Here is a 26,343-nt window from a genome sequence, read left to right as displayed (position 1 = left end):
CCAGCGAGCGGCCACCCCGAGCCGCTACATTCGGGGACGTGTCCACGATTTCACTCGCCACCCCAGACGGCCCGATCGACGCGCTCCTGGACACCCCCGAAGGCTCCGGGCCGTGGCCCGGCGTCGTGGTCATCCACGATGCGATCGGTTACGGCCCCGACAACGAGGCGACCTCGGCGCGCATCGCCGGGGCCGGCTACCTGGCGATCACGCCCAACCTGTTTGCGCGGGGCGGTCGCGCGCGCTGCATCACGCGCGTGTTCCGCGACCTGCTGACCCAGCGCGGCACGGCCCTCGACGACATCCTGGCCGCACGCGATCATCTGCGGTCGCTGCCCGACTGCACGGGGACGGTCGGCATCGCCGGATTCTGCATGGGCGGTCAGTTCGCCCTGATCATGGGGCCAAGGGGGTTCGCCGCGGCAGCACCGTTCTACGGCACGCCGCTGCCCCGCCATCTCGACGAAACCCTCGACGCGTCGTGCCCCATCGTCGCGAGCTTCGGCCGCCGTGACCCGGCCGGTATCGGCGCGCCGAAACGGCTGCGGAAGATCGTCGAGGCCAAGAACATCCCGGCCGACATCAAGGTGTATCCCGATGCCGGGCACAGTTTCGCCAATCAGCTTCCGGCCCAACCACTTCTGCGCATCGCGGGCTTCGGGTACAACGAGGCGGCAACGTCCGACGCGTGGGCGCGGGTGTTCGCGTTCTTCGGCGAACACCTGCAGGCTAAAGCCAGCTGAGCGCGGCCACCACGAGCGCTTGCGTGCCGGTGTCCAACGTCGGCTGGATCACCGGCGCGAACCGTGGCGAGTGATTCACCGGGATGTCCGCGCTCACCCGGTCGGCGGCGGCCGCGGCGCGATAGGTCTGCTCGTCGATACCGCCGAGCCCCCAGTAGGTGTACGGCACGCCGAGCGCGACGGGGATGTCGCTGAAATCCTCACTGGCCGCATGCGCCCCCATGGCCTGCACGCGGTCACCGAAATACCCGCGGAAGGCCGCGTCGACCCGCGCAGTGACGTCGGCGTCGTTGACCGTCAGCGGAAAGCTGTCGTACAGCTCGAATTCCGGTTCGCGAGGCGAGTCCGACGCCTGGCACTCCGCGATCACCACGCGCCGGATCGCGTCGAGCACCGCGGCTCGAACCGCCTGGTCGTATGTCCGTAGGTTGAGCTCGAGCACCGCGTGATCACCGATCACGTTGCTCTTGGTGCCCGCATGGATGCTGCCGACAGTGAGCACCACGGTCTCGGTCGGCGCCACCTCACGCGACACGATGGTCTGCAGGCGGATGACGATCATCGCGGCCAGCACCACGGGATCCACCGTCGCGTGCGGCATCGAGCCGTGCCCGCCGCGGCCGTACACCGTGACCCGCATGCTGTCGGCGGCCGACAACACGGGGCCGCTGCGGGTACCGAGGTGCCCGGCCGGTGCGGGCATCACATGCTGGGCCATCGCGACGTCCACGCGGCCGACCACGTCGGCGAGGCCGTCGTCGACCATGCCGCGGGCACCGCCACCGACCTCTTCGGCCGGCTGGAACAGTGCCACCACCGTGCCGTTCCAGTGTTCCGTTGCGCGCGCGAACAATTCGGCCGCACCCAACAAGCACGTGACGTGCACATCGTGCCCGCACGCGTGCATCACGCCGGGTTCGGTGCTGGCATACGGCAGGCCCGTCACCTCGGTGACCGGCAGCGCGTCGATGTCGGCACGCAACAAGACCGTGGGACCGGCGCCGTTACGCAGCATCCCCACCACACCGGTGCCGCCGATGCCGTCGTGCACCTGCAAGCCCGCCGCCGCCAGCCGCGACGCGATCACACCGGCGGTCCGCTGCTCGTGGTGCGACAACTCGGGATGCTGATGCAGATCCCGGTACAGCGGTTCCTGCCACGCCCGCACCTCGGGCAATGCGGCCAGGATCGCGTCGGCGCGGCTTCCGGTCACGTGCTACTCCGGCAGCCGCAGCTCGGGCTTCTCGACTTCTTCGATGTTGACGTCCTTGAAGGTGATCACCCGCACCTGCTTTACGAACCGGGCGGGCCGGTACATGTCCCACACCCAGGCATCGGCCAGCCGCAGCTCGAAATAGATCTCGCCGTCTGCGTTGCGGGGCACCATCTCCACGCTGTTGGCCAGGTAGAACCGGCGCTCGGTTTCCACCACATAGCTGAACTGACCGACGATGTCCTTGTATTCGCGGTACAGCGAGAGCTCCATCTCGGTTTCGTACTTCTCGAGATCTTCGGCACTCATCCGCTCAGCTGTCCTTCTCGTTGGTCCACTGCCTCAGTCTGCTCTTCACACAAGCCTTCCGAACCCATCTTTGCGTACCCGGGTTCCGCATGCCGCGCGGGTCGCCCAACCCGCCGCACACCGACCGCCTCGGCGGCCCGGCGCACGTTCACATACGAGTAGCGATGCTCGGGACACGGCCCGAGCTCCGCCAACGCCGCGGTATGCGCCGGCGTGCTGTAGCCCTTGTGCTCGGCGAACCCGTATCCGGGATGGTCGCGCTCCATCTCGACCATGAGCCGGTCTCGGCTGACCTTCGCCAGCACACTCGCCGCCGCGATGCACGCCGCCGCCGCGTCGCCCCCGATCACCGGAAGGGACGGGACCGCCAGGCCCGGCACCCGGAAACCGTCGGACAACACATAGCCGGGCCGAACCGACAGCCCGGCCACCGCGCGCCGCATGCCCTCGATGTTGGCCACGTGCACACCGCGACGATCCACCTCGGTCGACGGGATGAAGACCACGTGATAGGCCACGGCGTACCGACGGATCAGTGGAAACAGCCGCTCACGTTCCTTCTCGCCGAGCTTCTTGGAATCGTCGAGCGCGGCCAGGCTCTCAAGCCGGTTCGGCCCCAGGACACAGGCGGCCACCACCAGCGGGCCCGCGCAGGCTCCGCGGCCCACCTCGTCGACCCCGGCGACCGGTCCCAGCCCACTGCGGTACAGCGCCGCCTCCAGGGTGCGCAGCCCGGACGACTTCCGGATCACCGTTCGAGGCGGCCATGACATCCTCAGCTCTGAGGCCACCGGCTGCTCCTAAGAGTTGGCCTGCGGGTTCACGCTGCTGATCCCGCCCCACCGCGACGGCGGCCAGGCGATGAATCGCGCCTTACCGATCACATTGTCCACCGGTACGGTGCCCGCCGTGGGGTCGCCGGTGCACAACAGTCCGCGCTGGGCGTCTGCGGGCAGGTTGGTGCAGTGCGCGCGGGAATCGGCCGAATGGGTGCGGTTGTCCCCCATCACCCAGATCCGCCCTTCGGGCACCGTGACGGGCCCGAATTCGTTGCCGAGACACGGGTACACCTGTGGATCGGCCATCATCGTGGCGGGGTCCAGGTACGGCTCTTTGAGCGGCTTGCTGTCGACGGTCAACCCGGTGGCCGCGCGGCATTCGACCGTCTGGCCGCCCACCGCGATGACGCGTTTGACGAGATCGTTCTCGTCGGGCGGCACGAACCCGATGAACGACAACGCGTTCTGCACCCACCGCACCGCGGTGTTGTCCGAACGGATCGATTTGTAGCCGATGTTCCACGACGGCGGGCCCTTGAACACCACCACGTCACCAGGCTCCGGCTTGGAGAACCGGTAGGTCAGCTTGTCGACCATGATGCGGTCACCCACACAGCCGTTACAGCCGTGCAGCGTCGGCTCCATCGATTCCGACGGGATCAGGTAGGGCCGCGCGACGAACGTCAGCATCACGTAATACAGAACCACCGCGATGGTGACCAGAATTGCACCCTCGCGTAACGCGGAATGCTTACGCTTCGGCGAATCGTCCTTCTCCGCCTCGGGCTCGGCTTCGGGCTCCTCAGCCTGAGGCCATTGAGCGTCGACCTTCGGCGGGTCGTCCGATGAGGACTCAGCAGATTCGGTGGGTCCGGTCACGGCACCCACAGTAGCGAGCGCTGCGAACCGGACCGCGCGGGACGCCGGAAGGCGCTCAGCGCTTTTCCTTGATCTTCGCCTTCTTGCCGCGCAGCTCACGCAGGTAGTACAGCTTGGCCCGGCGGACGTCACCACGGGTCACGACATCGATGTGATCGATGTTGGGCGAGTGCACGGGGAAGGTGCGCTCGACGCCGACGCCGTAGCTCTCCTTGCGCACGGTGAAGGTCTCGCGGATGCCGCCGCCCTGACGGCGGATCACGACGCCCTTGAACACCTGGATGCGCTCCTTGGTGCCCTCGATCACCTTCACGTGCACATTGATGGTGTCGCCGGGGCTGAAGGTCGGGATGTCGTCGCGCAGCGACGCCTGATCGACGAAGTCCAGCGTGTTCATCGGTGACACTTCCTTGTTGTTCGCGGCTCCGGGCGAGTGCGCGCGGTCGCGCAGCCGAAGCTAATTTTCGGGTGTATCGGGTGTATCTCGCAGCGGGCGGGACGCACCCTAGCCCAGGCCTGCAGCAGACAACTGCTCAATTGTGCCAGACGAGGTCCGATCCAGTGAAATCGGTGGCCGATAACCCCTCGGATAACGCCTCGGACAGGCGCATGAACCCTAACCGATATCCGGCACCCAAACCATGAGCGCAACTAACTACACGGGCTGGGCCCACAGCGGTTACTCTGCTTCCACCGGATGCGCCGCTGCCGACGTTCCCATCCGGAATTCCGCGGAAACGGGCCAAGGGAGGGCTATGCGACGGCGGCCGCCGAGGCTGATCACGCCGGCAGCAGTCAGCGTGGTCGCCACCGTCACCCTCGCCGGCTGTACCGCGCCCGTGTACGGGACTCCCCCCGTCGCGCCTTCGGCACCTCGCCTCACCGTGGTGGTGCCGCAGGGCAGCATGGCGCCGCTGCCCGAGGCCCCGCCCGACGAGCCCGCCGCAACCTTCAACGGCCTGCAGGACCGTGCGGCGCAAGCCACTTCGGCGGCCGCCAAGGCCGGCGCGGACATCACCGTGCTGGTGCTCGACCGCAACACCGATCAGCGGGTCTCCAACGGAAACGACACGGCGATCGCCATCGCGTCGGTCTCCAAGCTGTTCATCGCCGACGACCTGCTGCTGCAGGAGGCCAGGGGCCAGACTGTCATCACACCCGAGGACCGCAAGTTGCTCGACGTGATGCTGCGGTCCTCCGATGACAGTGCGGCCGAGGTGCTCTGGAACCGCAGCGGCGGCGACGCGATCATCACCCGGGTCGCGACCCGCTACGGGTTGAGCTCGACCCGCCCGCCGTACGACAGCCGCTGGTGGAACACCGTCAGCACCGCGGCGGACCTGGTGCGCTACTACGACATGCTGATGAACGGCAGCGGCGGACTGCCGCCCGAACAGGCCAACATCATCCTGTCCAATCTCGCGCAGTCCACCCCGACCGCGATCGACGGCACACAGCCCGGCGGCATCTATCCTCAGCGCTTCGGCATTCCCGACGGTCTCTACGCCGAACCGGTTGCCGTCAAGCAGGGCTGGATGTGCTGTATCGGCTCGGACTGGATGCACCTGTCCACGGGTGTGATCGGTCCCGACCGGCGCTTCATCATGGTGATCGGCTCGCTGCAGCCGACCGATTCCGACACCGCACGCAGAACCATCACCGATGCGGTCAAGATCATGTTCCCCGGCGGCCGGATCTAATCCGCCACTTTTTCTCCGCGAACAGACGCGCCGGTACCCGATAACGCGGTTACTCGGGTACTCCCGCGTCTGCTCGCGATAGGAAAATCAGTCCAGCAGGTCTGGGCGGCGCTCCCTGGTGCGCTGCAGCGCCTGCTCGCGCCGCCAGGCCGCCACCTTCGCGTGGTCTCCGGACAACAGGACGGGCGGCACCTCGAGCCCGCGCCAACTGGCCGGGCGCGTGTAACTGGGCCCCTCGAGCAGTCCGTCGGAGTGCGAATCCTGTTGGTGGGATTGGGGGTTGCCCAGAACGTCGGGCAGCAGCCGCACCACCGCCTCGATCATCACCAGGGCCGCGGATTCGCCACCGGTGAGCACATAGTCGCCGATCGACACCTCTTCGACGCGCATGCGTCGCGCGGCGTCGTCGACCACGCGCTGGTCGATGCCCTCATACCGGCCGCACGCGAAAACCAGGTGCTTCTCGTCGCTCCAACGGTGCGCAACCGCCTGGGTGAACGGCCGGCCCGCGGGCGTCGGCACCACCAGAAGTGTCTCGTCGGAACAAATCTCGTCGAGCGCCTCGCCCCACACCGGCGCCTTCATCACCATGCCGGGGCCGCCCCCGTAGGGCGAGTCGTCCACCGAATGGTGCACGTCGTGGGTCCAGGATCGCAGATCGTGCACCGCCAGCTCGACGATGCCGGCGTCAATAGCCTTGCCCGGCAACGACTGTCGGATCGGGGCTAGGTATTCGGGGAAGATCGTGACGACGTCGATGCGCACAGCGTCGCCCTTCAGCCCAGATCCAGCAGTCCGTCGGGCGGGTCGATGACGATGGTCTCGTCATCGCGCGAAACCGACGTGACGATGGCGCTGACGAACGGGACGAGAACCTCGCGACCGCCCTCGGCCTTGACCGAGAGCAGTTCACCGGCCGCGGTGTGCAGCACCTCCGCGACCGTGCCCACCGGCGCACCGTCGACCGTCACCACGGCCAGGCCCTCGAGTTCGTGATCGTAGAACTCGTCGGGGTCGTCGATCGCAGGCAGATCAGCAGAATCGACCACAAAAACGGTGCCGCGCAACGCATCAGCGGAATCTCGATCGCTCACCCCCGCCACCCGCACGAGCAGGCGACCACCGTGTTCGCGCACCGATTCGATGACGACCGGACGTTCGGCTCCGCCCTTCGCACGACCCCGCAGGGCCGTGCCGGGCGCAAACCTGGCGTCGGGATCGTCGGTACGCACCTCGACGACGACCTCGCCGGTGATGCCGTGGGCCTTGACAACCCGTCCGACGACGAGGTCCATGGCGCTACTGGTCGGTGTCCACCACGTCGACGCGGATGCCGCGGCCACCGATGCCGGCGACCAGCGTCCGCAGCGCCGTGGCGGTACGGCCACCGCGGCCGATTACCTTGCCCAGGTCGTCGGGATGCACATGCACCTCGACCGTGCGGCCCCGACGGCTGGTCACCATGTCGACCCGCACGTCGTCCGGATTGTCCACGATGCCGCGGACCAGGTGCTCGACGGCGTCGACCACGACAGAACTCACCGCGACGCTCAGCTCTCGCCGGCGGTGTCGGCGGCTGCCGCCTCAGCGGGAGCCTCGGCAGCTGCCTCGTCCTGCTGTTCCTTCTTGGCCGGCGCCTTCTTCTTCTTGAGCGTGGTGGCCTCGGCACCGCCGCCGCTCTCGGCCTCGGCCAGCGCGGCGTTGAACAGATCCAGCTTGGACGGCTTGGGCTCCTTGACCTTCAGCGTGCCCTCGGCGCCCGGCAGGCCCTTGAACTTCTGCCAGTCACCGGTGATCTTCAGCAGCGCCAGCACCGGCTCGGTGGGCTGGGCGCCGACGCCCAGCCAGTACTGCGCGCGCTCCGAGTTGAGCTCGATCAGGCTCGGCTCTTCTTTCGGGTGGTAGCGGCCGATGACCTCGATGGCGCGGCCGTCACGGCGCGTGCGCGCATCGGCGACGATGATGCGGTACTGGGGATTACGGATCTTGCCAAGCCGGGTCAGCTTGATTTTCACAGCCACGATGAAGCTCCTAAATCGTTGCCACGCTGCAATTCGGCGATCTCCGGCGGGATGCCGGGATCCGGTTTTGCCTTACGTGTGTGACCGCCGCGCAGCGCATTCAACGAGTCGCACGGCAGACAGCCGACCATTGTGCCAGAGGCCGTCCGGCCTGCCCAAATCCCGCGGACGCGCCGATCGGGGTCGTCGCGGTCAGATCACCTTGTCGAAGCACTTGGTCTCGACGCGGCGGCTCATCCGCCAGCCGTCGGGGGTACGGACGAACTCGTCCTCGTACCAGAGCCCGCAGAACAGCACCTGCTGCTGCTCACCGGGCAGCGCCATGGGGTTGAAGCAGATGGTGCGCGACGACGCGGTGTCGCCGGAGATCCGGACGTCGAAGTTGCCGAGCATGTGGGCGTAGGCCGGGAAGTTCGGCAGCACCTCGGCGAGCCAGGCCTTCACCTCGGGATAGTGCCCGTCGACGCCGCCCATCGCGCGGTAGTCGATGTAGGCGTCCGGCGTGAACACCGCGTCGAGGTCATCGAACTGCCGGCGGTCTATGGCCGTGGAGTAGGCCACCAGCAACTGCTGAATCTCAAGGCGGTCGGAAATCTCTTCCAGGCTCAGCACGGTTCGATTCAACACCACCTGCGCCCGAGGGCTCGTCGCGTGCGCGTCAAGACTGCGGGCCTTCCGACGGGGGCCAGTGCTCGCCCGGCGACGCCTCCCCCGGTTCGGTGTGATCGCCGCGCGACAGCGGCACCCACTGCTCGCTGGGAGCCGGCTGCTTCGAGGACGGGAAGTCGCGCAGGTTGCCAGTCGGGGCCGCGTCCCAGGCCTCGAACGTCAGCGGGGTCTGCAGCCACGAATGCAACAGCAGATACGTGGCCTCCAGCGAGTCGAGATGCGTCCGCTCCCAGCCGTGGCTGCCGTCCAGGCCGAACCCCACCAGCGCGGCGCGAGTGCCCGCGCCTGCCTCGATGGCGGCTGCCGCGTCCGACCGGTAGTAGCGGAAAACGTCGCGTGCGAACGGGATGTTCTGCCCCTTGGCCAGCCGGCACAGCTTGCGGGTCAGGTGATAGTCGAACGGGCCGTGCAGATCTGCCATCGGGATGGTGACCCCGTGCTCGATCGAATGCTGCCCGGGTGCGCAGACCGCGTTGTCCACGGAAACCAGTTCCGCGACGTCCGGCGGCAGCCCGTGGCTCGCGCCGTGGCCGACCTCCTCGGTGATGGTGACCATGAGCATCGCGCGGTGCGGCAGCACGATCTTCTGCTCGGCGATGGTCTTGGCCAGGGCGAGCGCCACCGCGACCCCGGCCTTGCCGTCGAGGTGACGGGACACCACGAAACCGTCCTCGGTGAGTTCGGGGCTGGCGATGAGCGCGACGAAGTCACCGACGTTGAGGCCGAGGTTCTCCAGATCCGCGCGGTTCGACACGTTGCGGTCGACGCGGACCTCGACGTGGTCCCAGTCGGTCGGCTGGGTGTCGATCTCGTCGCCGAACGCGTGCCCGCTGGCCTTGAGCGGCATGATCGTGCCGGTGAAGAACTCGTCCGGGTCGTCGGAGAAGATCCGGACCCGGGCGCCCGCGGCGAAGCGTGCCGAGAACGTGCCGACCGGGACCAGCTCGAGGCGGCCGTTGTCCTTGAGATTGCGGACCATGCAGCCGATCGTGTCGGCGTGCACGACCAGTGCCCGGTCGATCGAATCCGACTCGCCGGGCAGCTCGGCCGTCAACGCGCCACGGCGGGTCAGGGTGAACGGCACACCGAGGTCGTTGAGGATGTCGCCGATCAACTGCATCACCGCATCGGTGCGCCCCGACGGGCTCGGGGTCTGCAGAAGCGCAAGCAGGGTGTCAACCATCCATTTGCGTTCTGCCTCCGGCATCACCGCGGATTCGGCCACAGCGTCTCCCTTCACGTCGTCGTCGCTACAAGTCGTCTCTACCAAACGGCGGATCGATCGGGTCGAACCACGTCGATCTACGCCGTCGCCTCGCGCCCGGACGCCGGGCCGCTAGGCTCAGTGCACATGGTCAGGCTCGTCGGCGCAATCGTGTTGTGCATCGCAGCGGTTCTCCCCACCTCGCTTGTCGGCATTCCCACAGCGGCGGCTGACGCCAGTGTGCAGCAGATCGGCAATGTGCCCATCCCCGACGGCCCGGCACCGGCCTGGATCGTCGCCGACATGGACACTCACCAGATCCTCGCGGGCCGTGACCAGTACGCCGCGCACGCGCCGGCCAGCACCATCAAGACGCTGCTGGCGCTGGTGGTGCTCGACGAGCTGCCGCTCGACGCGACGGTGGTCGCCGACGAGGCCGACGCGAACGTCGAGTGCAACTGCGCCGGGATCAAGGCGGGCCGCACCTACACGACGCGGCAACTGCTCGACGGCCTGCTGCTGGTATCGGGCAACGACGCCGCCAACACCCTCGCGCACATGCTCGGCGGCACCGACGCCGCGGTGGCCAAGATGAACGCCAAGGCCGCAGCCATCGGCGCCACGTCGACACATGCCGGATCGCCGTCGGGTCTCAACGGGCCGGGGATCGACGGCGCCAGCACCCCACGCGATCTGGCGGTGATCTTCACCACCGCGATGGCCAATCCGGTGTTCGCATCGATCACCGCGGCCCCTTCGGCGTCCTTCCCGGGTCCGTCCGGACCGATCGACCTGATCAATCAGGACGAGATGCTGTTCCGCTACCCCGGCATGCTGGGCGGCAAGACGGGCTTCACCGACGTGGCGAAGAAGACGTTCGTCGGCGCAGCCCAGCGCGACGGCCGCCGGCTGGTGGTGGCGATGATGTACGGCCTGGTGAAAGAGGGCGGACCGACCTACTGGGATCAGGCCACCGCCCTGCTCGACTGGGGCTTCGCGCAGGACCGGTCGGCGGGCATCGACACGCTGTAGCCGGGCGATATCCGATGGAAACCTGATCGCGCGCTGAAAGAGTCCTGCGAGCCGTAGCCTCGGCGCTCGTGCGAAGACTGTTCGCGGCGACCGCGCTCGCCCTCAGCGCGGTGGTGGCGATGCCCCCGACATCGATCGCGCACGCGGCGCCCACCGTGGAACCCGCAGGCGCACAGGCATTTGCGAACGGTCCGGCGAAAGCGTTCCTGCTCGCCGACATGGACACCGGGCAGGTTTTGGCATCGAAGGATCCGTACGGGTCGTACGCCCCGGCCAGCACCATCAAGGTGCTGCTCGCGATGGTCGTGCTCGACAATCTGAGGCCCGACAATTTCGCGAGGGCCAACCAGTCGCACACCAAGGTCGAATGCTCGTGCGTTGGGCTGAAACCCGGCCAGCCCTACACCACCGCCCAGCTGCTCTCGGCGCTGCTCATGGTGTCGGGAAACGACGCCGCCAACATGCTGGCCGACATGCTCGGCGGCCAGCGCGCGGCGGTCGCGGCGATGAACCGCAAAGCGCTCAGCGTCGGTGCCCGCGGCACCAGGGCGTCGTCGCCGTCGGGTCTGGACGGACCGGGCTGGGAATCGATCACGACGCCGCACGACCTCGCGGTGATGTTCCGCGCCGCGCTGACCTATCCCCTGATCGCGCAGATCATGCGGCAGCCGTCGGCCCCGTTCCCGGGCAAGACGCTGACCAACCAGAACGAACTGCTGTCGCGCTATCCCGGTGACCTCGGCGGCAAGACCGGCTACACCGACCTGGCCGGCAAGACGTACGTGGGCGCGGCGCAACGGGGAAACCGCAGGCTCGTCGTCGTGCAGATGCGCGGTTCGGGCGATCTCTACGGTCAGGCGATCAACCTGCTGGACTGGGGCTTCAGCCAAACCACCTGAGCCCGACCGCGAAAGGGACGCCCCCACGAAACCCTCCCCCGAAGTAAGGTCACCCTAATTTCGCGCAGACGGGTGCGCGTCGAGGGGATGAGGGGAGCCAGTGTGACCGAGGACCGCGAGGTCTCGATGATCGTCGCCTACGGCACCGACATGGGTAACTCGGAGGACGCCGCGATGACCTTCGCAGAGTCGCTCGCCGACATCGGTATCGAAGTCGAAGCCCGCGAACTCAATCAGGTCGAGCCGGCCGAGCTGCAGGACGCCACCCACTTCGTCGTGGTGACCTCGACGTTCGGCGACGGCGAATTCCCCGACACCGCAACGCTGTTCTGGGAGGCGATCAGCGGCGAGACCGAGCGGCTGGAACACCTGAGCTTCGCGGTGCTGGCCCTGGGTGACAGCTCCTACGAGTTGTTCTGCAACGCAGGCAAACTGCTCGACGAACGGCTGGAAGCCCTCGGCGCCACCCGGCTCACGGACCGGGTCGACGTCGACGGGTACTACGAACAGCCCGCCAAGGCGTGGACCACCGACCTCGTCAAACTGCTGTCCGCCGAGCAGACAACGCCCGCGGCCGCACCCGTACCCGCGGAGCAGCCCGGCCGGGAACGCCATGCGCCGGTCGACACGCACGTGGTGGTCAACCGGCTGCTCACCGCGGCCGGATCCGACAAGGAGGTCCGCCACTACGAGGTCGATCTCGCCGGAACCGGAATCACCTATCACGCAGGCGATTCCATCGCCGTGCATGCCACCAACGACCCTGCCCTGGTCGACGCCGTCCTGACCCGGCTCGGCGTCGGACCCGATCATGCGGTCGCCGGGCACGACGAGCCGCTCGGGGTGCTGCTCGCCGAGCAGTTCGAGATCCGGACACCGTCGCGCGCGTTGCAGGCCCTGGTGGCCTCACGCACGCGCGACGAGGAAGCCGCAGCGGCCCTCGGCGACGGAGCCACCCATGGCGGTGCGGCACCGGGTTCATGGGCATACGGCAAGGACATCCTCGATCTCATCGGGTTGGCCGAGCTGACCGCCGACGAGCTGGTCGACACGTTGCGTCCCTTGCAGTTCCGTGACTACTCGATCGCCTCGAGCCCGCTGGCACATCCCGATCGGGTGCACCTGACCGTGACGACCGTGCGCTACGCCGCGCGCGACCGGCAGTACGGCGGCGTTGCGTCGACGTTCCTGGCGGATCGCAGTGCAGCGGTACGGGTGCACCTGCGGCCCAACCACACGTTCCGGCTGCCCGCGCCGGATGTGCCGGTCATCATGATCGGGCCAGGCACCGGGATCGCGCCCTTCCGCGCGTTCCTGCAGGAGCGCCGGGCCACCGCGGCGACGGGCCCGTCGTGGCTGTTCTTCGGGGATCGGCGCCGCGCCACCGATTTCCTCTACGGCGACGAGCTCGAGGACTTCGCGTCCTCGGGCACACTGACCCGCCTGGATCTGGCATTCTCCCGCGACCAGGACACGAAAACGTATGTACAGCACCGCATGTGGGAGAACGCCTGCGAGCTCTACGCGTGGTTGCAGGACGGTGCCCACGTCTACGTGTGCGGCGACGCCGACCGCATGGCCAAAGACGTCGACGCGACGTTGCACGACATCGTGGCGCGCTGCGGGGCCATGGACGCCGACGCCGCGCACGCCTACGTCAACGATCTCATCAAGAGCCACCGCTACCTGCGCGACGTGTATTAGCCGTTGCCCCTGCGCCCATGGCGCTCCCTACTCGTACTTCTGGGCCGCCGGCGCGGGATCAACGCCAGATATTGCCGCGCAGGATCACCAGATCCGGATGGTTCACCCCGCCGACGCGGGGATCCTCGGTGAAGCACAACAGGTCCGCGGATGCCCCGTGCTCCAGAGCGGGCCGCCCCAGCCACCGCCGCGCATCCCAACATGCCGCGCCCAGCGCCTCCGTCGGGCTCATCCCGATGCCTTTGAGCGCGTCGATCTCGTCGGCGATGCGACCGTGGGCGATCATCCCGCCCGCGTCGGTGCCCGCGAAGATCGGCACACCGGCCTCGCGTGCCGCACCGACCCGCTGCTTGCACGTGGCGTACAGCTCGCGCATGTGCGCGGCGTAGGTCGGGTATTTCGCGGCCGCCGCGGCGATGCCAGGAAAGTTCTCGATGTTGATCAACGTGGGCACCAGTGCCGTGCCGTGGTCGACCATGAGCTCGATCATGTCGTCGGTCAGGCCCGTGCCGTGCTCGATGCAGTCGATGCCCGCGTTGATCAACCCCGGCAGCGCGTCTTCGCCGAACACGTGCGCGGTGACGCGTGCTCCGTTGGCGTGTGCGGCGTCGATCGCCGCCTTGAGGATGTCGTCGGACCACAGCGGCGCCAGGTCACCGATGCCGCGGTCGATCCAGTCCCCCACGAGTTTGACCCAGCCATCGCCGAACCGGGCCTGCTCGGCGACCGCGTCGGGCAGCTCGGACTCGTCCTCGATGTCGATCGGCAGCCCGGGCGAATAACGCTTCGGCCGGGCCAGGTGCCGGCCCGCCCGGATGATGCGCGGCAGGTCGTCGCGGTCGTCGAACGCGCGGGTGTCGACGGGCGACCCGGCATCGCGCAGCAGCAGCGCCCCGGCGCTGCGTTCGGCCTCGGCCTGCGTGACCGCCTCATCGAGGTCGACCGCACCATGCGGGCCGAGACCGACGTGGCAGTGCGCGTCCACGAGGCCGGGGATGATCCAGCCGCCTGCGCCGTCGGCTCCGAACACCGTGTCGGCACCGCCGATCGGCTCAGCGCTCAGGACACCGTCCGCGATCCACCACTGCACTTCTTCGCCGTCGGGCAGACCCCGGCCCCGGACGTGCAGCGCCATCGGCTACTTCTGCCCCGGGAACTTCAGCTTCGACAGATCGAAATCGGCCAGGCCGGGCGGCAGTTCATCGAGGCCCTTGGGCATGTTGGACAAGTCCGGGAAACCGGCGGGCAACGCGCTGGGATCACCGAACGGGTTGCGATTCCTGGGCGGGGTCGGGCCCTTCCCGGACTGACGGCCCTTCTTCTTGCCGGCCTGCTTGTTCTTGCCCTTGGCGGCCTTACGCGGAGAGTTCTTGCGGCCGAACGGCATCCCCATCTGGCCCGCCATCTGCGACATCATCTTGCGGGCCTCGAAGAACCGGTCGACGAGCTGGTTGACCTCGGCGACGGTGACGCCCGAGCCGTTGGCGATGCGCAGCCTGCGCGAGGCGTTGATGATCTTCGGGTCGGCCCGCTCCGCCGGCGTCATGCCGCGGATGATGGCCTGCACGCGGTCCAACTGGCTGTCGTCGACAGCGGCCAGCGCATCCTTCATCTGGCCCGCGCCGGGCAGCATGCCGAGCAGGTTGCCGATCGGTCCCATCTTGCGGATGGCGAGCATCTGCTCGAGGAAGTCCTCCAGGGTCAGCTCACCCGAACCGATCTTGGCCGCGGCCTCCTCGGCCTTCTGGGCATCGAAGACCTGCTCGGCCTGCTCGATCAGGGTGAGCACGTCGCCCATGCCCAGAATGCGCGACGCCATTCGGTCGGGGTGGAAGACGTCGAAGTCTTCGAGCTTCTCACCGGCCGACGCGAACAGGATCGGCACGCCCGTGACCTCGCGGACGGACAGCGCGGCACCGCCGCGGGCATCGCCGTCGAGCTTGGTGAGCACCACGCCCGTGAAGCCGACGCCCTCGCGGAACGCCTCGGCTGTCGCGACGGCGTCCTGGCCGATCATGGCATCGAGCACGAACAGCGTCTCGTCCGGGCGGACGGCGTCGCGGATCGCCGCGGCCTGGCCCATCAGTTCCTCGTCGATACCCAGCCGGCCTGCGGTGTCGACGATGACGACGTCGAAGTGCTTGGCCTTGGCTTCGGCCAGGCCCGCGGATGCCACCGCGACCGGGTCGCCGTGGCCGGCGCTCTCCATGCCCTCCACCGAGGTGCCGGGGTGCGGCGCGAAGACCGACACGCCGGCCCGCTCACCGACGATCTTGAGCTGGTGCACGGCACCGGGCCGCTGCAGGTCGCACGCCACCAGGAGCGGCGTGTGCCCCTGGCCCTTGAGCCACTTGGCCAGCTTGCCGGCCAGCGTGGTCTTACCGGCACCTTGCAGACCGGCCAGCATGATCACGGTCGGCGGGGTCTTGGCGTAGGCCAGTTGCCGGGTCTCGCCACCGAGGATGCCGATGAGCTCCTCGTTGACGATCTTGACGACCTGCTGGGCGGGGTTCAGCGCGGCAGAGACCTCGGCGCCCTTGGCGCGGTCCTTGATGCGTGCGACGAACGCACGCACCACCGGCAGCGAAACGTCGGCCTCCAGCAGCGCCAACCGGATCTCCCGGGACGTCGCGTCGATATCGGCGTCGGTCAACCGCCCCTTGCCACGCAACCCCTGCAGGGCGCCGGTCAACCGGTCAGACAGGCTCTCAAACACGTGGTAAGCCTAGCGGTGCGGAAACTGCGGTGTGGTCGCGCGCCGCGAGCGGGGCCGGCCAATCCCTCAGCTGGCCTCCGCAGCCGGTTTTGCCGGTGGCGGCGTCGGCAGCACGGCATACAGATCGCGTTCCAGATCGTCGCGCACCGTGGCGTCACCCGCGGCCAGCGCGGGCACCACGATGCCGAAGGCGTCGACCACCGAGGATCCGAGCGTCGTGACCTTCGCCCACGCGATGTCGACACCGTCGCGCTCGAACACCGCCGTCAGCCGGGCCAGCAACCCGGCCCGGTCGGTCGTGCGGATCTGCACGATCAACTCGCCCGGTGCGCTGCCCTCTGACCACAGGATGCGGGGCGGCGCAGGCACGTGGTTGGCCGGGACCGTCGCGAGGATCTCGCCCGCGCGGGTCGTCGGGAACTGCGCGGCTTCCCGTTCCCGGTTCTGCAGGGCGGCGATCACGTCGAGCTCCCCGTCGAGCGCGAGGATGAACTGCTGGCGCAACAGCTCGGCTGCCGGCGGCGACCCGAAGTGCGGTGACACCACAAACGTGTTGATCGCAGAACCGGCGTGGCTGTTGACCGATGCCGAGTGGACCCGCAACGAGTTCAGGGCCATGACACCCGCAGCTTTGGACAGCAGCCCGCGCCGGTCCGGGGCGATCATCGTGACGTTGTAGATGTGAGCACCGTCGCCCTGGGTGAGTTCGACGTGCACACCGACCTTGGCGGCCAGCTCGAGATACTTGGATTCGATCGGATCGGGGTGCGGCAGTGGCTCGCCTGCCATCACCAGCCGGCAGCGCCGCACCAGATCGCCGATGAGCGACGCCTTCCAGTCCCCCCACACGCCCGGCCCGGTGGCCAGCGAATCGGCCTCGGCGAGCGCGTCGAGCAGCTCGAGCACCACCAAGTCGCCGCCGAGTGCGGTGGCAACGGCATCGATGGTGCCGGGATCCTGGAGATCGCGCCGGGTTGCGGTGTGGGGCAACAGCAGGTGGTAGCGCACCACCTTCGACAGGATGTCGATGTCGGACGGCCACAGGCCCAGCCGCGTGCCGATCTGGGTGGCCAGCTCAGCCCCGATGACACTGTGGTCGCCGCCGCGACCCTTGCCGATGTCGTGGCACAGCGCACCCAGCAGCAGCAGATCGGGGCGCGACACCCGGGTGGTGAGAGCGCTTGCGCGCGAGACGGTTTCGACCAGATGGCGGTCGACGGTCCAGATGTGGACGACATCACGCGGCGGCAGATCGCGCACCGCACCCCACTCGGGGAACAGCCGCCCCCACAGCCCCGTCCGGTCCAGCGCCTCGATGGTGGCGACCGCGGCGGGCCCCGCGGCCAGCAGCACCAACAGATCCTTGAGCGCCTGGCGCGGCCACGGTGTGCGCAACTCCGGCGCGGTCTCGGCGAGCCGGCCCAACGTCGACACCGCCATCGGCAGCCCGGTGGTGGCCGAGGCCGCCGCAACTCGCAGGATCAGGCCGGGATCCCGCTCGGGCCGGGCATCGCGGGCCAGGATCACTTCACCGGCGTATTCGATGACGCCTTCGTCCAGCGGGCGGCGCACGGGGCGGCGCAGTGCCGCAAACCCGCGCCGCGGCAAGGCATTCGCGGCGGTCCGGATTCCCGAGTCGACGTAGTAACTGACCGTCCGGGCGGCGTCGGACAGCATCCGCGCCAGGTCGAAACGGTCACCGATACGCAGTGCCGCACCGATCTCGTCGGCGTACTGCGCGAGCAGCAGTTCGCGCCCGCGGCCCGCGGAGCGGTGCAGTTCCGTCCGCACGTTCAGCAGCGCCAGGTGCGCTCCGCCGAGGGTTCCGGTGGGCGAGGCCACCGCACGGCTGGGGTAAACGTCGGCCAGCTGGGCGATGGCCAACGCGTTGAGCAGTTGCACGTCGCGCAGCCCGCCCCGGCCCGATTTGAGGTCGGGTTCGGCGCGGTGTGCGATCTGGCCGCTACGCTCCCAGCGGGCTTGCGCGTGCTCGACGAGTTCTTCGAAGCGCGAGGCGATTCCGATGCGCCACTGCCTGCGCGCCCCGCCCACCAGCAGCGACGACAGATCTGCGTCGCCGGCGACGTGCCGCGCATCGAGCATGGCCAGGCCCACCGAGATGTCCGCACCGGCGACCTGCAGCGCCTCTGGGACGGTGCGCACACTGTGGTCGATACGGATGTTGGCGTCCCACAACGGATACCAGAGTTTCTCGGCGACCTCGCCGACGACCTCGGCAGGCATGTTGTCGTGCAGCAGCATCAGGTCCAGATCGGAATACGGCAGCATCTCCCCGCGGCCCAGACCACCGGTCGCGACGATCGCGAACCCACTGGTCGCGGTGACGCCGATCTCCGACGCTTTTGTGCTGAGCCAGAATTCGTGCAGATCGAGCAGTGCGTCGCGCAGCGCCGCCGCGTCGAGCTGGCGCGTGGACCCGGACAGCAGTTGCCCGATGGCCGCGGCCAGATCGGTCGCGGGCCTTGACGAGCCCGCCGGAGCCTCCGATCGTGAGGCTCCGGCGGACTGTGGTTGCTTCTCTGTCATCTCGACTCCTCCCCCGGCCAATTACCAACAAGTGCTTCACATGGGTGCATGGCCGGCAGACTCGGTCGAGGAGTATCCGGACCGAGTGTGGCTACAGTGCGTCGGCCCCCCGCTCACCGGTGCGAACCCGAACCACGGTGTCCACGGGGCTGACCCACACCTTGCCGTCGCCGATCTTGCCCGTGCGGGCCGCCTGCACGATGACGTCCACGACCTTGTCGACAGCGGAGTCCTCGACCACGACCTCGACGCGGACCTTGGGCACGAAGTCGACGGAATATTCCGCTCCGCGGTACACCTCGGTGTGCCCCTTCTGGCGGCCGTAGCCCTGCACCTCACTGACGGTCATTCCGAGAATGCCCGTCTGCTCCAGGCCGGTCTTGACGTCTTCCAGAGTGAACGGCTTCACGATCGCAGTGATCAGCTTCATATTCCCTTATTCCTCCCCGCCGTGACGACCAAGAACAGAACCGGTTCCGACCGCGACGAAGTCATAGGCGCTTTCCGCGTGTTCGGCCTCGTCGATACCGGATGCTTCCTCTTCTTTGTCCAGGCGCAGGCCCACGGTGTATTTGACAATCAACGCCAAGATAGCGGTACCCACCGCCGAATAGAGCAGAACCGCGCCTGCCCCGACGGCCTGTCGCCACAATTGGTCGAACCCGCCGCCGTAGAACAGACCGTCCACCGCGGCAGGCGCTTCCTTGGTCGCCACCAGGCCGACCAGCAACGTGCCGACGATACCGCCAACCAGGTGGACACCCACGACGTCGAGCGAGTCGTCGAAACCGAACTTGAACTTCAAACCCACCGCCAGGGCACACAGGGCACCGGCGACGGCGCCTATCACCAATGCGCCCACGACATTCACCGACGAGCAGGACGGCGTGATGGCGACCAGTCCGGCGACGATGCCCGACGCGGCGCCCAGGGACGTGGCGTGGCCGTCACGGATGCGCTCGGTGAGGAGCCAGGCGAGCATGGCAGCCGCGGTCGCGACCGTGGTGGTGACGAAGGTCGAACCGGCAACTCCGTTGGCCGACACCGCGGAACCGGCGTTGAAGCCGTACCAGCCGAACCACAGCAGGCCCGCGCCGAGCATCACGAACGGGAGGTTGTGCGGGCGCATCGGCGAACCGGGCCAGCCGAGCCGCTTGCCGAGGATGATCGCCAGCACCAGGCCTGCGGTGCCCGCGTTGATGTGCACCGCGGTGCCGCCGGCGAAGTCGATTGCCTTGAGCTGGTTGGCGATCCAGCCGCCGTGGTGGATCACGGTCTCGCCGTCGGAGCCCTTGACGTCGAAGTCGAAGACCCAGTGCGCGACCGGGAAGTAGACGAACGTCGCCCACAGCGCCGCGAACAGCAGCCAACCGCCGAACTTGATGCGGTCGGCCACCGCGCCGGAAATCAGTGCGACAGTGATGATCGCGAACATCAGCTGGAAGCCCACGAATACGGTGGCGGGGATGGTTCCGGCCAGCGCGATGGGCGCGTCGGCCGAGCCGTTCGCTCCGATCAGGCCCTTGAGACCGAAGAACTGACCCGGATTGCCGATGATGCCTGCGGTGTTGTCACCGAACGCGACCGAGTAGCCGTACAGCACCCACAGCACCGTCACGACACCCATTGCGCTGACGCTCATCATGATCATGTTGAGCACGCCCTTGGCCCGCACCATGCCGCCGTAGAAGAAGGCCAGACCCGGTGTCATCAACAACACAAGCGCGGCGCTGGCCAGCATCCACGCCGTGTCGCCGGTATCCGGCGCACCCAGTATCGGGAATTGCTCCACTCGCAGTTTCCTCCTTCACCACGCCACGGCCGCAAGGATTTACGACCATTGACCTGGTCCAAGACAATGCTGAGTGGATGTTTCGGCTACGACGCCGTTGCGTTTCGCTCGTGTGAACGGATAGCCCGGCTGCGTTTCGTCGGTGTTACACCGCGGGTTTGCCCGCGTTTCTCACCCCAGCAGCGCGTCGACGAACGCCCCGGGCTCGAACGGTGCCAGGTCGTCCGGACCCTCACCGAGCCCGACGAGCTTGACCGGAACGCCGAGTTCCTGTTGCACGCGGAACACGATGCCGCCCTTGGCGGTCCCGTCGAGCTTGGTGAGCGCGACACCGGTGATGTCGACGACCTCGGCGAACACCTTGGCCTGCGGGAGGCTGTTCTGGCCGATCGTGGCATCGAGCACGAGCAGCACCTCGTCGACCGCGGCACGCTTCTCCACGACGCGTTTGACCTTGCCGAGCTCGTCCATCAGGCCGGTCTTGGTGTGCAGCCGGCCCGCAGTGTCGATCACGACGACATCCGCACCCGTCTTGATTCCCTCATCGACCGCATCGAACGCCACGGACGCGGGGTCGGCCCCCTCGGGGCCACGTACGACGTCTGCCCCGACTCGCGAGCCCCAGGTCTGCAGCTGGTCGGCAGCCGCGGCACGGAACGTGTCGGCCGCGCCGAGCACCACGCGCCTGCCGTCGGCGACAAGCACACGGGCGAGCTTGCCCACTGTCGTGGTCTTTCCGGTGCCGTTGACGCCGACGACGAGGAGCACGGACGGCTTGTCGGCGTGCGGCAGGGCCTTGATCGAACGGTCGAGATCGGGCCGCAGCTCCGACATCAAAACCTCGCGCAGCACGGCACGCGCGTCGGCCTCGGTGCGCACGCCCTTGCTGGCCATCCGGGTCCGCAACGCCGAGACCACGGATTCGGTGACGACGGGGCCCAGGTCGGCGATCAGCAGGGTGTCCTCGACGGCCTCCCAGGAGTCCTCGTCGAGGTCGCCGCCGCCGAGCAGACCCAACATGCTGCGGCCGAGCGCATTCTGGGATTTGGACAGCCGGCCGCGCAGGCGATCGAGCCGGCCTTCCGGGGGCGCGATCTCCTCGACGGCGGCGGGGGCTTCAGTGGGCGTCTCGGCCGCCGCGGGCGCTTCGGCGGGCGTCTCGGGCGCCGCGGGCGCTTCCGGCACGGGAGGCGCTTCTGTGGGAGGTTCTGCGGGCGCCTGAGCCTCGGCCGGCGCCTCGGTCTCGGGCTCGATGACAGGCTCGGGCAGGCGCACGTCGGCGATGGGGCGTTTGGGCGCATCCCGCGGGATCGTGGCGTCGTCACCGACCGCGGGCAGCCCGCTGGTGTCGATGCGTTCGGCGGTCGGTGTCGCCCCTTGGCTGAAGCTGATCCCCGATGACGCCTTGTAGCCGCCAGAGCGGTCGATCGTCTTGGTCTCGTCGGCACCGGGCAGGCTGATGCGCCGCTTCCGGTAACGCACCAAACCGACGACGAGCGCCACGATCAGCAGGACGGCGATGACCGCAACGGCGATCCAGACCCCTAGCAACGCAGTTTCTGTCACCGCGCCATTGTCGCAGGGGGCCCGGGCCGCGGCGCCCAGCCCCGGGGCGGGCCCTCGCACATCCCCTGATTGCATCGGGAAAATCTTTGCCATTTGTCGGTACCGGCATGTACCGAGGAGCACCTTACGCCCACGTAAGGTCTTGTCCGGTTCGTCGCCAAGGGGCCTTGGAATTCACCCCTACGGCGTAGCTGAACGCGGCCGTGAAAGCCATTTCATGGCGACACCAGCTCCTGGCCGCGCATCCGCTGCGAGATCACGGTCGTTATGCCGTCGCCGCGCATCGTCACGCCGTAGAGCGCATCGGCCACTTCCATCGTGGGCTTCTGGTGCGTGATGACGATGAGCTGTGAGCGTTCCCGCAGCTGTTCGAACAGGCTGATCAGGCGCCGCAGGTTGACGTCGTCGAGCGCGGCCTCGACCTCGTCCATCACGTAGAACGGGGACGGCCGCGCACGGAAGATGGCCACCAGCATCGCCACGGCGGTCAACGACTTCTCGCCGCCCGAAAGCAGCGACAGCCGTTTGATCTTCTTGCCCGGCGGGCGGGCCTCGACCTCGATGCCGGTGGTCAGCATGTCGCTCGGATCGGTGAGCAGCAGCCGGCCCTCGCCGCCGGGGAACAACGTGGCGAACACCTGCTCGAACTCGCGTTCCACGTCGGCGTAGGCCTCGGTGAACACCTGCAGGATGCGTGCGTCGACCTCCGAGATGACGTCGAGGAGGTCACTGCGGGCCGCCTTGACGTCTTCCAGCTGCGTCGACAGGAAGTTGTAGCGCTCCTCGAGGGCCGCGAACTCCTCCAGTGCCAACGGGTTCACCCGGCCGAGTTCCTTGAGCTCGCGCTCGGCCTTCTTGGCGCGGCGCTCTTGTGTAGGCCGGTCGAACGGCATGGGCGCGGGCGCGGTGACCTGTTCGCCGCGCTCGCGGGCCTGCTCGTACTCGGCCATCTCCAGCTCTGTCGGCGGCAACGGCACCTGCGGACCGTATTCGGCGATCAGGTCGGCGGTCGGCATGCCGAATTGTTCGAGCACCTGGGCTTCCAACTGCTCGATCCGCAGCGACGCTTGGGCTTTGGCGACCTCATCCCGATGCAACGCGTCGGTCAGCGAGTTGATCTTGGCGCTGAGCTGGTTGGCTTCCTCACGAGCCTTGGCCAGCGCCGCGACCCGGAGTTGACGTTCAGCGGCCAGCTCGTCACGCGTGCGCGAGGCAACCGCCACGACCGCGTTGAGCCGTTGCGCGACAAGGCGTCCCGACTCGGCCACCGCGGCGGCCACCGTGGCAGCGTGTTCACGTGCTTCCCTGGCCCGTTGCGCGCGCAGGCGGGCCTCCCGCTCGGCGGTCGCGGCGCGGCGCAGCGAATCCGCCCGGCCCCGAACGGCATTCGCGCGTTCCTCGGCCGTGCGCACCGCGAGCCGGGCCTCGACCTCGACACCGCGCGCGGCTTCGGCCGCCGCCACCGAGGTCTGCCGGTCCACCGGCTCGGCCTCGAACATCGGCACCTGCTCAGCGCCGCGCAGGCGGGCTTCGAGCTCGGCGAGCTCCTCGACGGTCTTGGCGCGTCCCGCTTCGAGCTCGTGACGCTGCTTGATCAGCTGCTGGAATTCCTCTTCGGCCGCCCGTGCGTCTTGGCCGAGCCGGCCCAGGTGCTCGTAGATCGCCGAAATCGCCGCGTCGGATTCATTGAGCGCAGCGAGCGCCTGCTCGGCCGCGTCCTGCCGGTCGGATTGCTCGGCCAGCGCACCCGCGAGCGCGGCCCCCAGTTCACTGGTCTGTTTCTCCGCGGCCTCCAGTTCGGCGCGCGCCTTGTCGATCTCCGACGTGATCTCCAGAGTGGAGGGCTTGCGGTCCGAGCCGCCGCTGATCCAGCCGGCACCGACGAGATCACCGTCTGTGGTCACCGCGCGCAGGCCCGGGTACGCCGAGACCAGCTGCAGCCCGGCCGGCATGTCGCTGACGACCGCCACATCTGCCAGCATCGCCGTGATGGCTCCGCGCAGCCGGTCCGGAACCGTGACCAACTCGGTGGCCCACAGCGCACCGTTGGGCAGCACCTCCGAACGCGCGGCGTTCGCCGCCGGCCAGTCGCCGAGCAGGATCGACGCGCGGCCCCCGTCGGATTCCTTGAGTGCGGCGACCGCCGCGGCGGCCGCGCCGAAGTTCTCGGCCGCAATCGCGTCCGCGGCGGCGCCCAGCACTGCCGCGATGGCCACCTCATAGCCGGAGCGAACCTTGAGCAGCTCTGCGACAGAACCGAGAAGCCCTGCGTCGCTTCGGTTCTGCTGCAGCCACGCCGATCCGTCACGGCGGTCGAGGCTGACCGAGAGCGCCTCGATGCGGGCTCGGAGCGACGCGACCTGGCGTTCTGCGGCACGCTCGGCGGCCTGCAGCTCGGCGACACGCTCGTCGGCGAGCCGCAATGCCGCCACCGAGCGGTCGTGGTGCTCGTCGAGGCCCACCTCACCGGCGTCGAGTTCACTGACCCGGCCCTGCACGGTCTCGAATTCTGCTTTCGCGTGTTCGACTTTCGCCGCTGATTCGTCGATGCGGACCGACAACCGCCCGACGCCTTCATCGATCGACTCGACGCGCGTGCGCATGGTGTCGACCTGCCCGGCCAGCCGCGCGAGTCCCTCGCGGCGGTCGGCTTCGGCGCGGGCCGCGGCGAGGTGCGCACGTTCGGCCTCGGCCGCGGCTTGCTCGCGCTGAGCCAGCTCGTCCCGCGCTGCTTCGAGCCGAGCGCGGGATTCGGCGAGTTCATCGAGCAGTTGCTGCTCGAGTTCGGCGACCTGCTCGGCTTCGGCGTCCAACTCGTCGGGATCGCGTCCGCTCGACATCTCGGGCTCGGTGTCGAACAGTTGCGCCCGGTCGGTCGCGATCCGCACGGTCGCGCTGACGCGCTCGGCCAGCGCCGACGCCCGGAACCAGGTCTGCTGAGCGGCCTCGGCCCGCTCCGACAGGTCGGCGACGGCCGACTCGTGCGCTTCCAGCTCGACGGAGGCGGCCTGGAGCCTGGCCGTCACCTCATCGTGTTCGCGACGCAGGAGGGTCTCGGCCTGGTTGGTGTTCTCGAATTCGGTCCGGCGCTGCACCAGGTCGTCGGCCGCCAGTCGCAATCGCGCGTCCCGCAGGTCGGCCTGGATGGTCGCCGCGCGCCGCGCCATCTCGGCCTGTCGGCCGAGCGGTTTGAGCTGACGGCGCAGTTCGGTCGTCAGGTCGGTCAGCCGGGCGAGGTTGGCGGCCATCGAATCCAGCTTGCGGACGGCCTTTTCCTTGCGTTTGCGGTGCTTGAGCACCCCGGCGGCTTCCTCGATGAACGCGCGCCGGTCCTCGGGGCGCGATTCGAGGATCTCCGAAAGCTTGCCCTGCCCGACGATGACGTGCATTTCCCGGCCGATACCGGAATCGGACAGCAGTTCCTGCACGTCCATCAGCCGGCAACTGCTGCCGTTGATCTCGTACTCACCGGCCCCGTCCCGAAACATCCGGCGGGTGATGGACACCTCTGAGTATTCGATGGGCAGCGCGTTGTCGGAGTTGTCGATGGTCAGCGTCACCTCGGCACGGCCCAGCGGCGCCCGCGACGACGTGCCGGCGAAGATGACGTCCTCCATCTTGCCGCCGCGCAGCGTCTTGGCGCCCTGCTCTCCCATGACCCAGGTCAGGGCGTCCACGACGTTGGACTTGCCCGACCCGTTGGGGCCGACGACGCAGGTGATGCCGGGCTCGAAGCGCAGAGTCGTCGGCGAGGCGAAGGATTTGAAACCCTTCAGCGTCAGACTCTTGAGGTGCACGGCGACTTACCCTACCGCCGCGGGAGCTACCGCTCGTGAAACCCCGTCATCGGGGCGTCGGGTTCGGACCAGTCGGCGATCACTTTGTCCACCGAACCTGGGGTTTTACCGCTCTGCAGCAGGTCAAGAAGACGCTCGCAGGCGTCGCGAGGGCCCTGCGCGACGACGTGCACGCGCCCGTCGGGACGGTTGGAAGCAAACCCGGTCAGCCCCAACTCCAGTGCGCGCGCCCGGGTCCACCACCGGAAACCCACGCCTTGGACGTAGCCGTGCACCCACGCACTGAGCTTGACGTCAGCGCTGGTCACCGGAGTTGACCTGGTCGGCTACCGCGAACTTCACCTCGGTGCCGGACTTGAGCGTGCGCCCCACGGTGCACACCTGGTCGATGGCCCGCTCGACCACGGTCAGCAGCCTGGTCACGTCGGCCTCCGACAGCCCGGACAGGTCTACTTCGAGCTTCTCCTCGAGCAGCGGATACCGCTCCTGCTCACGGTCGGGCGGGCCCGACACGCGGATGGTGGCCGGATAGTCGTCGCCGAGCCGCCGACGCAGAGGCTGATCACTGCTCATGCCGCTGCACGCGGCCAGCGCGATCTTCATCAATTCGCCAGGCGTGAACACGCCTTCGACGTCCTCGCTGCCCACGAGTACCTCCGCGCCTCGGGAGCTGCGCCCGGTGTAGCGGCGCACCCCGGTGCGCTCAACCCAGAGTTCGGTCATGGGGTATTTCTACACTCAGCGACGTCTCGCTATTCCGGCAGCGAGTTCTG

25 protein-coding genes are annotated in these 26,343 nt (G+C 68.3%); 5 read left to right on the top strand and 20 right to left on the bottom strand.

The genetic code is table 11. The features are described 5' to 3' along the window. The first annotated feature begins 38 nt into the window (after nt 1-38). Nucleotides 39-743 carry a dienelactone hydrolase family protein gene (locus tag G6N67_RS26755; RefSeq protein WP_036436600.1) on the top strand — a complete coding sequence of 235 codons (705 nt, stop codon included), beginning with the start codon at nt 39-41 and terminating at the stop codon, nt 741-743. Here G6N67_RS26755 and G6N67_RS26750 read toward each other — a convergent pair. The 5 genes from G6N67_RS26750 to rplS are packed head-to-tail and all read right to left on the bottom strand — an operon-like array spanning nt 730 to nt 4,320. Further along, complete coding sequence (locus G6N67_RS26750; RefSeq protein ID WP_036436598.1) at nt 730-1,956, bottom strand: amidohydrolase; 1,227 nt, start codon at nt 1,954-1,956, stop codon at nt 730-732. The genes G6N67_RS26755 and G6N67_RS26750 overlap by 14 nt on opposite strands. Before the next feature lie 3 nt (nt 1,957-1,959). Continuing rightward, entirely contained in the window at nt 1,960-2,265 is a 306-nt protein-coding gene (locus G6N67_RS26745; RefSeq protein WP_036436596.1) for a DUF2469 domain-containing protein, read from the bottom strand. Next, complete coding sequence (locus G6N67_RS26740) at nt 2,262-3,044, bottom strand: ribonuclease HII (RefSeq protein WP_230023029.1); 783 nt, start codon at nt 3,042-3,044, stop codon at nt 2,262-2,264. Before G6N67_RS26740 ends, G6N67_RS26745 begins: the two co-directional genes overlap by 4 nt. Before the next feature lie 21 nt (nt 3,045-3,065). Next, entirely contained in the window at nt 3,066-3,932 is an 867-nt protein-coding gene (lepB, locus tag G6N67_RS26735) for a signal peptidase I (RefSeq protein WP_036436594.1), read from the bottom strand. A 46-nt stretch (nt 3,933-3,978) separates the two neighbouring features. Next, nucleotides 3,979-4,320, bottom strand: a complete 342-nt coding sequence (gene rplS / locus G6N67_RS26730; RefSeq protein ID WP_036436592.1) for a 50S ribosomal protein L19 — start codon at nt 4,318-4,320, stop codon at nt 3,979-3,981. A 358-nt stretch (nt 4,321-4,678) separates the two neighbouring features. Here rplS and G6N67_RS26725 point away from each other — a divergent pair, with 358 nt between their 5' ends. Beyond that, nucleotides 4,679-5,623: a serine hydrolase gene (locus G6N67_RS26725; protein ID WP_036436591.1), complete on the top strand. Its 945-nt coding sequence runs from the start codon at nt 4,679-4,681 to the stop codon at nt 5,621-5,623. 87 nt (nt 5,624-5,710) lie between these two features. On the opposite strand, the gene trmD is transcribed toward G6N67_RS26725, so the two are convergent. The 6 genes from trmD to G6N67_RS26695 form a co-directional block, all read right to left on the bottom strand. Beyond that, a complete protein-coding gene (gene trmD / locus G6N67_RS26720; protein WP_036436589.1) occupies nt 5,711-6,388 on the bottom strand; it encodes a tRNA (guanosine(37)-N1)-methyltransferase TrmD in 678 nt (225 codons plus the stop codon). A gap of 11 nt (nt 6,389-6,399) precedes the next feature. Beyond that, nucleotides 6,400-6,918, bottom strand: a complete 519-nt coding sequence (gene rimM, locus G6N67_RS26715) for a ribosome maturation factor RimM (protein WP_036436588.1) — start codon at nt 6,916-6,918, stop codon at nt 6,400-6,402. Between the two features lie 4 nt (nt 6,919-6,922). After that, a complete protein-coding gene (locus G6N67_RS26710) occupies nt 6,923-7,165 on the bottom strand; it encodes an RNA-binding protein (RefSeq protein WP_003881089.1) in 243 nt (80 codons plus the stop codon). Between the two features lie 8 nt (nt 7,166-7,173). Continuing rightward, the gene (gene rpsP / locus G6N67_RS26705) at nt 7,174-7,644 is read right to left on the bottom strand and encodes a 30S ribosomal protein S16 (protein ID WP_036436585.1); all 471 of its coding nucleotides are present in this window, start codon (nt 7,642-7,644) and stop codon (nt 7,174-7,176) included. A 192-nt stretch (nt 7,645-7,836) separates the two neighbouring features. Beyond that, on the bottom strand, nt 7,837-8,256 hold the full coding sequence (locus G6N67_RS26700) for a nuclear transport factor 2 family protein (protein WP_036438329.1): 420 nt from the start codon (nt 8,254-8,256) through the stop codon (nt 7,837-7,839). Between the two features lie 46 nt (nt 8,257-8,302). Next, nucleotides 8,303-9,520: an osmoprotectant NAGGN system M42 family peptidase gene (locus tag G6N67_RS26695; protein WP_370466169.1), complete on the bottom strand. Its 1,218-nt coding sequence runs from the start codon at nt 9,518-9,520 to the stop codon at nt 8,303-8,305. Nucleotides 9,521-9,664: 144 nt separating this feature from the next. On the opposite strand from G6N67_RS26695, the gene G6N67_RS26690 reads away from it, so the two are divergent. From G6N67_RS26690 to G6N67_RS26680, 3 genes are all read left to right on the top strand, one after another. Next, nucleotides 9,665-10,549, top strand: a complete 885-nt coding sequence (locus G6N67_RS26690; protein ID WP_036438325.1) for a D-alanyl-D-alanine carboxypeptidase family protein — start codon at nt 9,665-9,667, stop codon at nt 10,547-10,549. A gap of 68 nt (nt 10,550-10,617) precedes the next feature. Next, on the top strand, nt 10,618-11,448 hold the full coding sequence (locus tag G6N67_RS26685; protein WP_036436583.1) for a D-alanyl-D-alanine carboxypeptidase: 831 nt from the start codon (nt 10,618-10,620) through the stop codon (nt 11,446-11,448). 126 nt (nt 11,449-11,574) lie between these two features. Next, nucleotides 11,575-13,152 (top strand): diflavin oxidoreductase, encoded by a 1,578-nt coding sequence (locus tag G6N67_RS26680; protein ID WP_407663378.1) that lies wholly within the window; start codon nt 11,575-11,577, stop codon nt 13,150-13,152. 58 nt (nt 13,153-13,210) lie between these two features. Here G6N67_RS26680 and G6N67_RS26675 read toward each other — a convergent pair whose 3' ends face one another. From G6N67_RS26675 to G6N67_RS26635, 9 genes are all read right to left on the bottom strand, one after another. Then, entirely contained in the window at nt 13,211-14,287 is a 1,077-nt protein-coding gene (locus G6N67_RS26675) for an amidohydrolase family protein (protein ID WP_036436581.1), read from the bottom strand. 3 nt (nt 14,288-14,290) lie between these two features. Continuing rightward, nucleotides 14,291-15,868, bottom strand: coding sequence for a signal recognition particle protein (ffh, locus tag G6N67_RS26670; RefSeq protein WP_036436580.1), 1,578 nt, complete (start codon nt 15,866-15,868; stop codon nt 14,291-14,293). Between the two features lie 66 nt (nt 15,869-15,934). Continuing rightward, on the bottom strand, nt 15,935-18,415 hold the full coding sequence (locus tag G6N67_RS26665; RefSeq protein WP_036436579.1) for a [protein-PII] uridylyltransferase: 2,481 nt from the start codon (nt 18,413-18,415) through the stop codon (nt 15,935-15,937). 91 nt (nt 18,416-18,506) lie between these two features. Beyond that, nucleotides 18,507-18,845: a P-II family nitrogen regulator gene (locus tag G6N67_RS26660; RefSeq protein WP_018600748.1), complete on the bottom strand. Its 339-nt coding sequence runs from the start codon at nt 18,843-18,845 to the stop codon at nt 18,507-18,509. Nucleotides 18,846-18,851: 6 nt separating this feature from the next. Beyond that, nucleotides 18,852-20,156: an ammonium transporter gene (locus G6N67_RS26655; protein WP_036438323.1), complete on the bottom strand. Its 1,305-nt coding sequence runs from the start codon at nt 20,154-20,156 to the stop codon at nt 18,852-18,854. A 222-nt stretch (nt 20,157-20,378) separates the two neighbouring features. Beyond that, complete coding sequence (ftsY, locus tag G6N67_RS26650) at nt 20,379-21,773, bottom strand: signal recognition particle-docking protein FtsY (protein ID WP_036436577.1); 1,395 nt, start codon at nt 21,771-21,773, stop codon at nt 20,379-20,381. 215 nt (nt 21,774-21,988) lie between these two features. After that, complete coding sequence (gene smc / locus G6N67_RS26645; protein ID WP_036436575.1) at nt 21,989-25,570, bottom strand: chromosome segregation protein SMC; 3,582 nt, start codon at nt 25,568-25,570, stop codon at nt 21,989-21,991. A 26-nt stretch (nt 25,571-25,596) separates the two neighbouring features. Further along, nucleotides 25,597-25,878 (bottom strand): acylphosphatase, encoded by a 282-nt coding sequence (locus G6N67_RS26640; protein WP_036436574.1) that lies wholly within the window; start codon nt 25,876-25,878, stop codon nt 25,597-25,599. Beyond that, nucleotides 25,865-26,293 (bottom strand): OsmC family protein, encoded by a 429-nt coding sequence (locus G6N67_RS26635; RefSeq protein WP_036436572.1) that lies wholly within the window; start codon nt 26,291-26,293, stop codon nt 25,865-25,867. The genes G6N67_RS26640 and G6N67_RS26635 overlap by 14 nt, the downstream gene beginning before the upstream one ends. Nucleotides 26,294-26,343 lie beyond the last annotated feature (50 nt).

Origin of the sequence: Mycolicibacterium mageritense (assembly GCF_010727475.1) — a bacterium.
Taxonomy (GTDB): Bacteria; Actinomycetota; Actinomycetes; order Mycobacteriales; family Mycobacteriaceae; genus Mycobacterium; species Mycobacterium mageritense.
The sequence above is the reverse complement of the archived record's forward strand: the minus strand, read 5'-3'. Positions and strand labels throughout refer to the sequence as shown.

Bases quoted from the DNA above. Each gene is read 5' to 3' on its own strand.
- G6N67_RS26725 (WP_036436591.1), top strand. From the start codon at position 4,679: ATGCGACGGCGGCCGCCGAGGCTGATCACGCCGGCAGCAGTCAGCGTG.
- G6N67_RS26655 (WP_036438323.1), bottom strand. From the start codon at position 20,156: ATGCTGGCCAGCGCCGCGCTTGTGTTGTTGATGACACCGGGTCTGGCC.
- G6N67_RS26690 (WP_036438325.1), top strand. From the start codon at position 9,665: ATGGTCAGGCTCGTCGGCGCAATCGTGTTGTGCATCGCAGCGGTTCTC.
- G6N67_RS26660 (WP_018600748.1), bottom strand. From the start codon at position 18,845: ATGAAGCTGATCACTGCGATCGTGAAGCCGTTCACTCTGGAAGACGTC.
- G6N67_RS26635 (WP_036436572.1), bottom strand. From the start codon at position 26,293: ATGACCGAACTCTGGGTTGAGCGCACCGGGGTGCGCCGCTACACCGGG.
- G6N67_RS26680 (WP_407663378.1), top strand. From the start codon at position 11,575: ATGATCGTCGCCTACGGCACCGACATGGGTAACTCGGAGGACGCCGCG.
- G6N67_RS26745 (WP_036436596.1), bottom strand. From the start codon at position 2,265: ATGAGTGCCGAAGATCTCGAGAAGTACGAAACCGAGATGGAGCTCTCG.
- rimM (WP_036436588.1), bottom strand. From the start codon at position 6,918: ATGGACCTCGTCGTCGGACGGGTTGTCAAGGCCCACGGCATCACCGGC.
- G6N67_RS26695 (WP_370466169.1), bottom strand. From the start codon at position 9,520: ATGCCGGAGGCAGAACGCAAATGGATGGTTGACACCCTGCTTGCGCTT.
- rplS (WP_036436592.1), bottom strand. From the start codon at position 4,320: ATGAACACGCTGGACTTCGTCGATCAGGCGTCGCTGCGCGACGACATC.
- G6N67_RS26665 (WP_036436579.1), bottom strand. From the start codon at position 18,415: ATGACAGAGAAGCAACCACAGTCCGCCGGAGCCTCACGATCGGAGGCT.
- G6N67_RS26675 (WP_036436581.1), bottom strand. From the start codon at position 14,287: ATGGCGCTGCACGTCCGGGGCCGGGGTCTGCCCGACGGCGAAGAAGTG.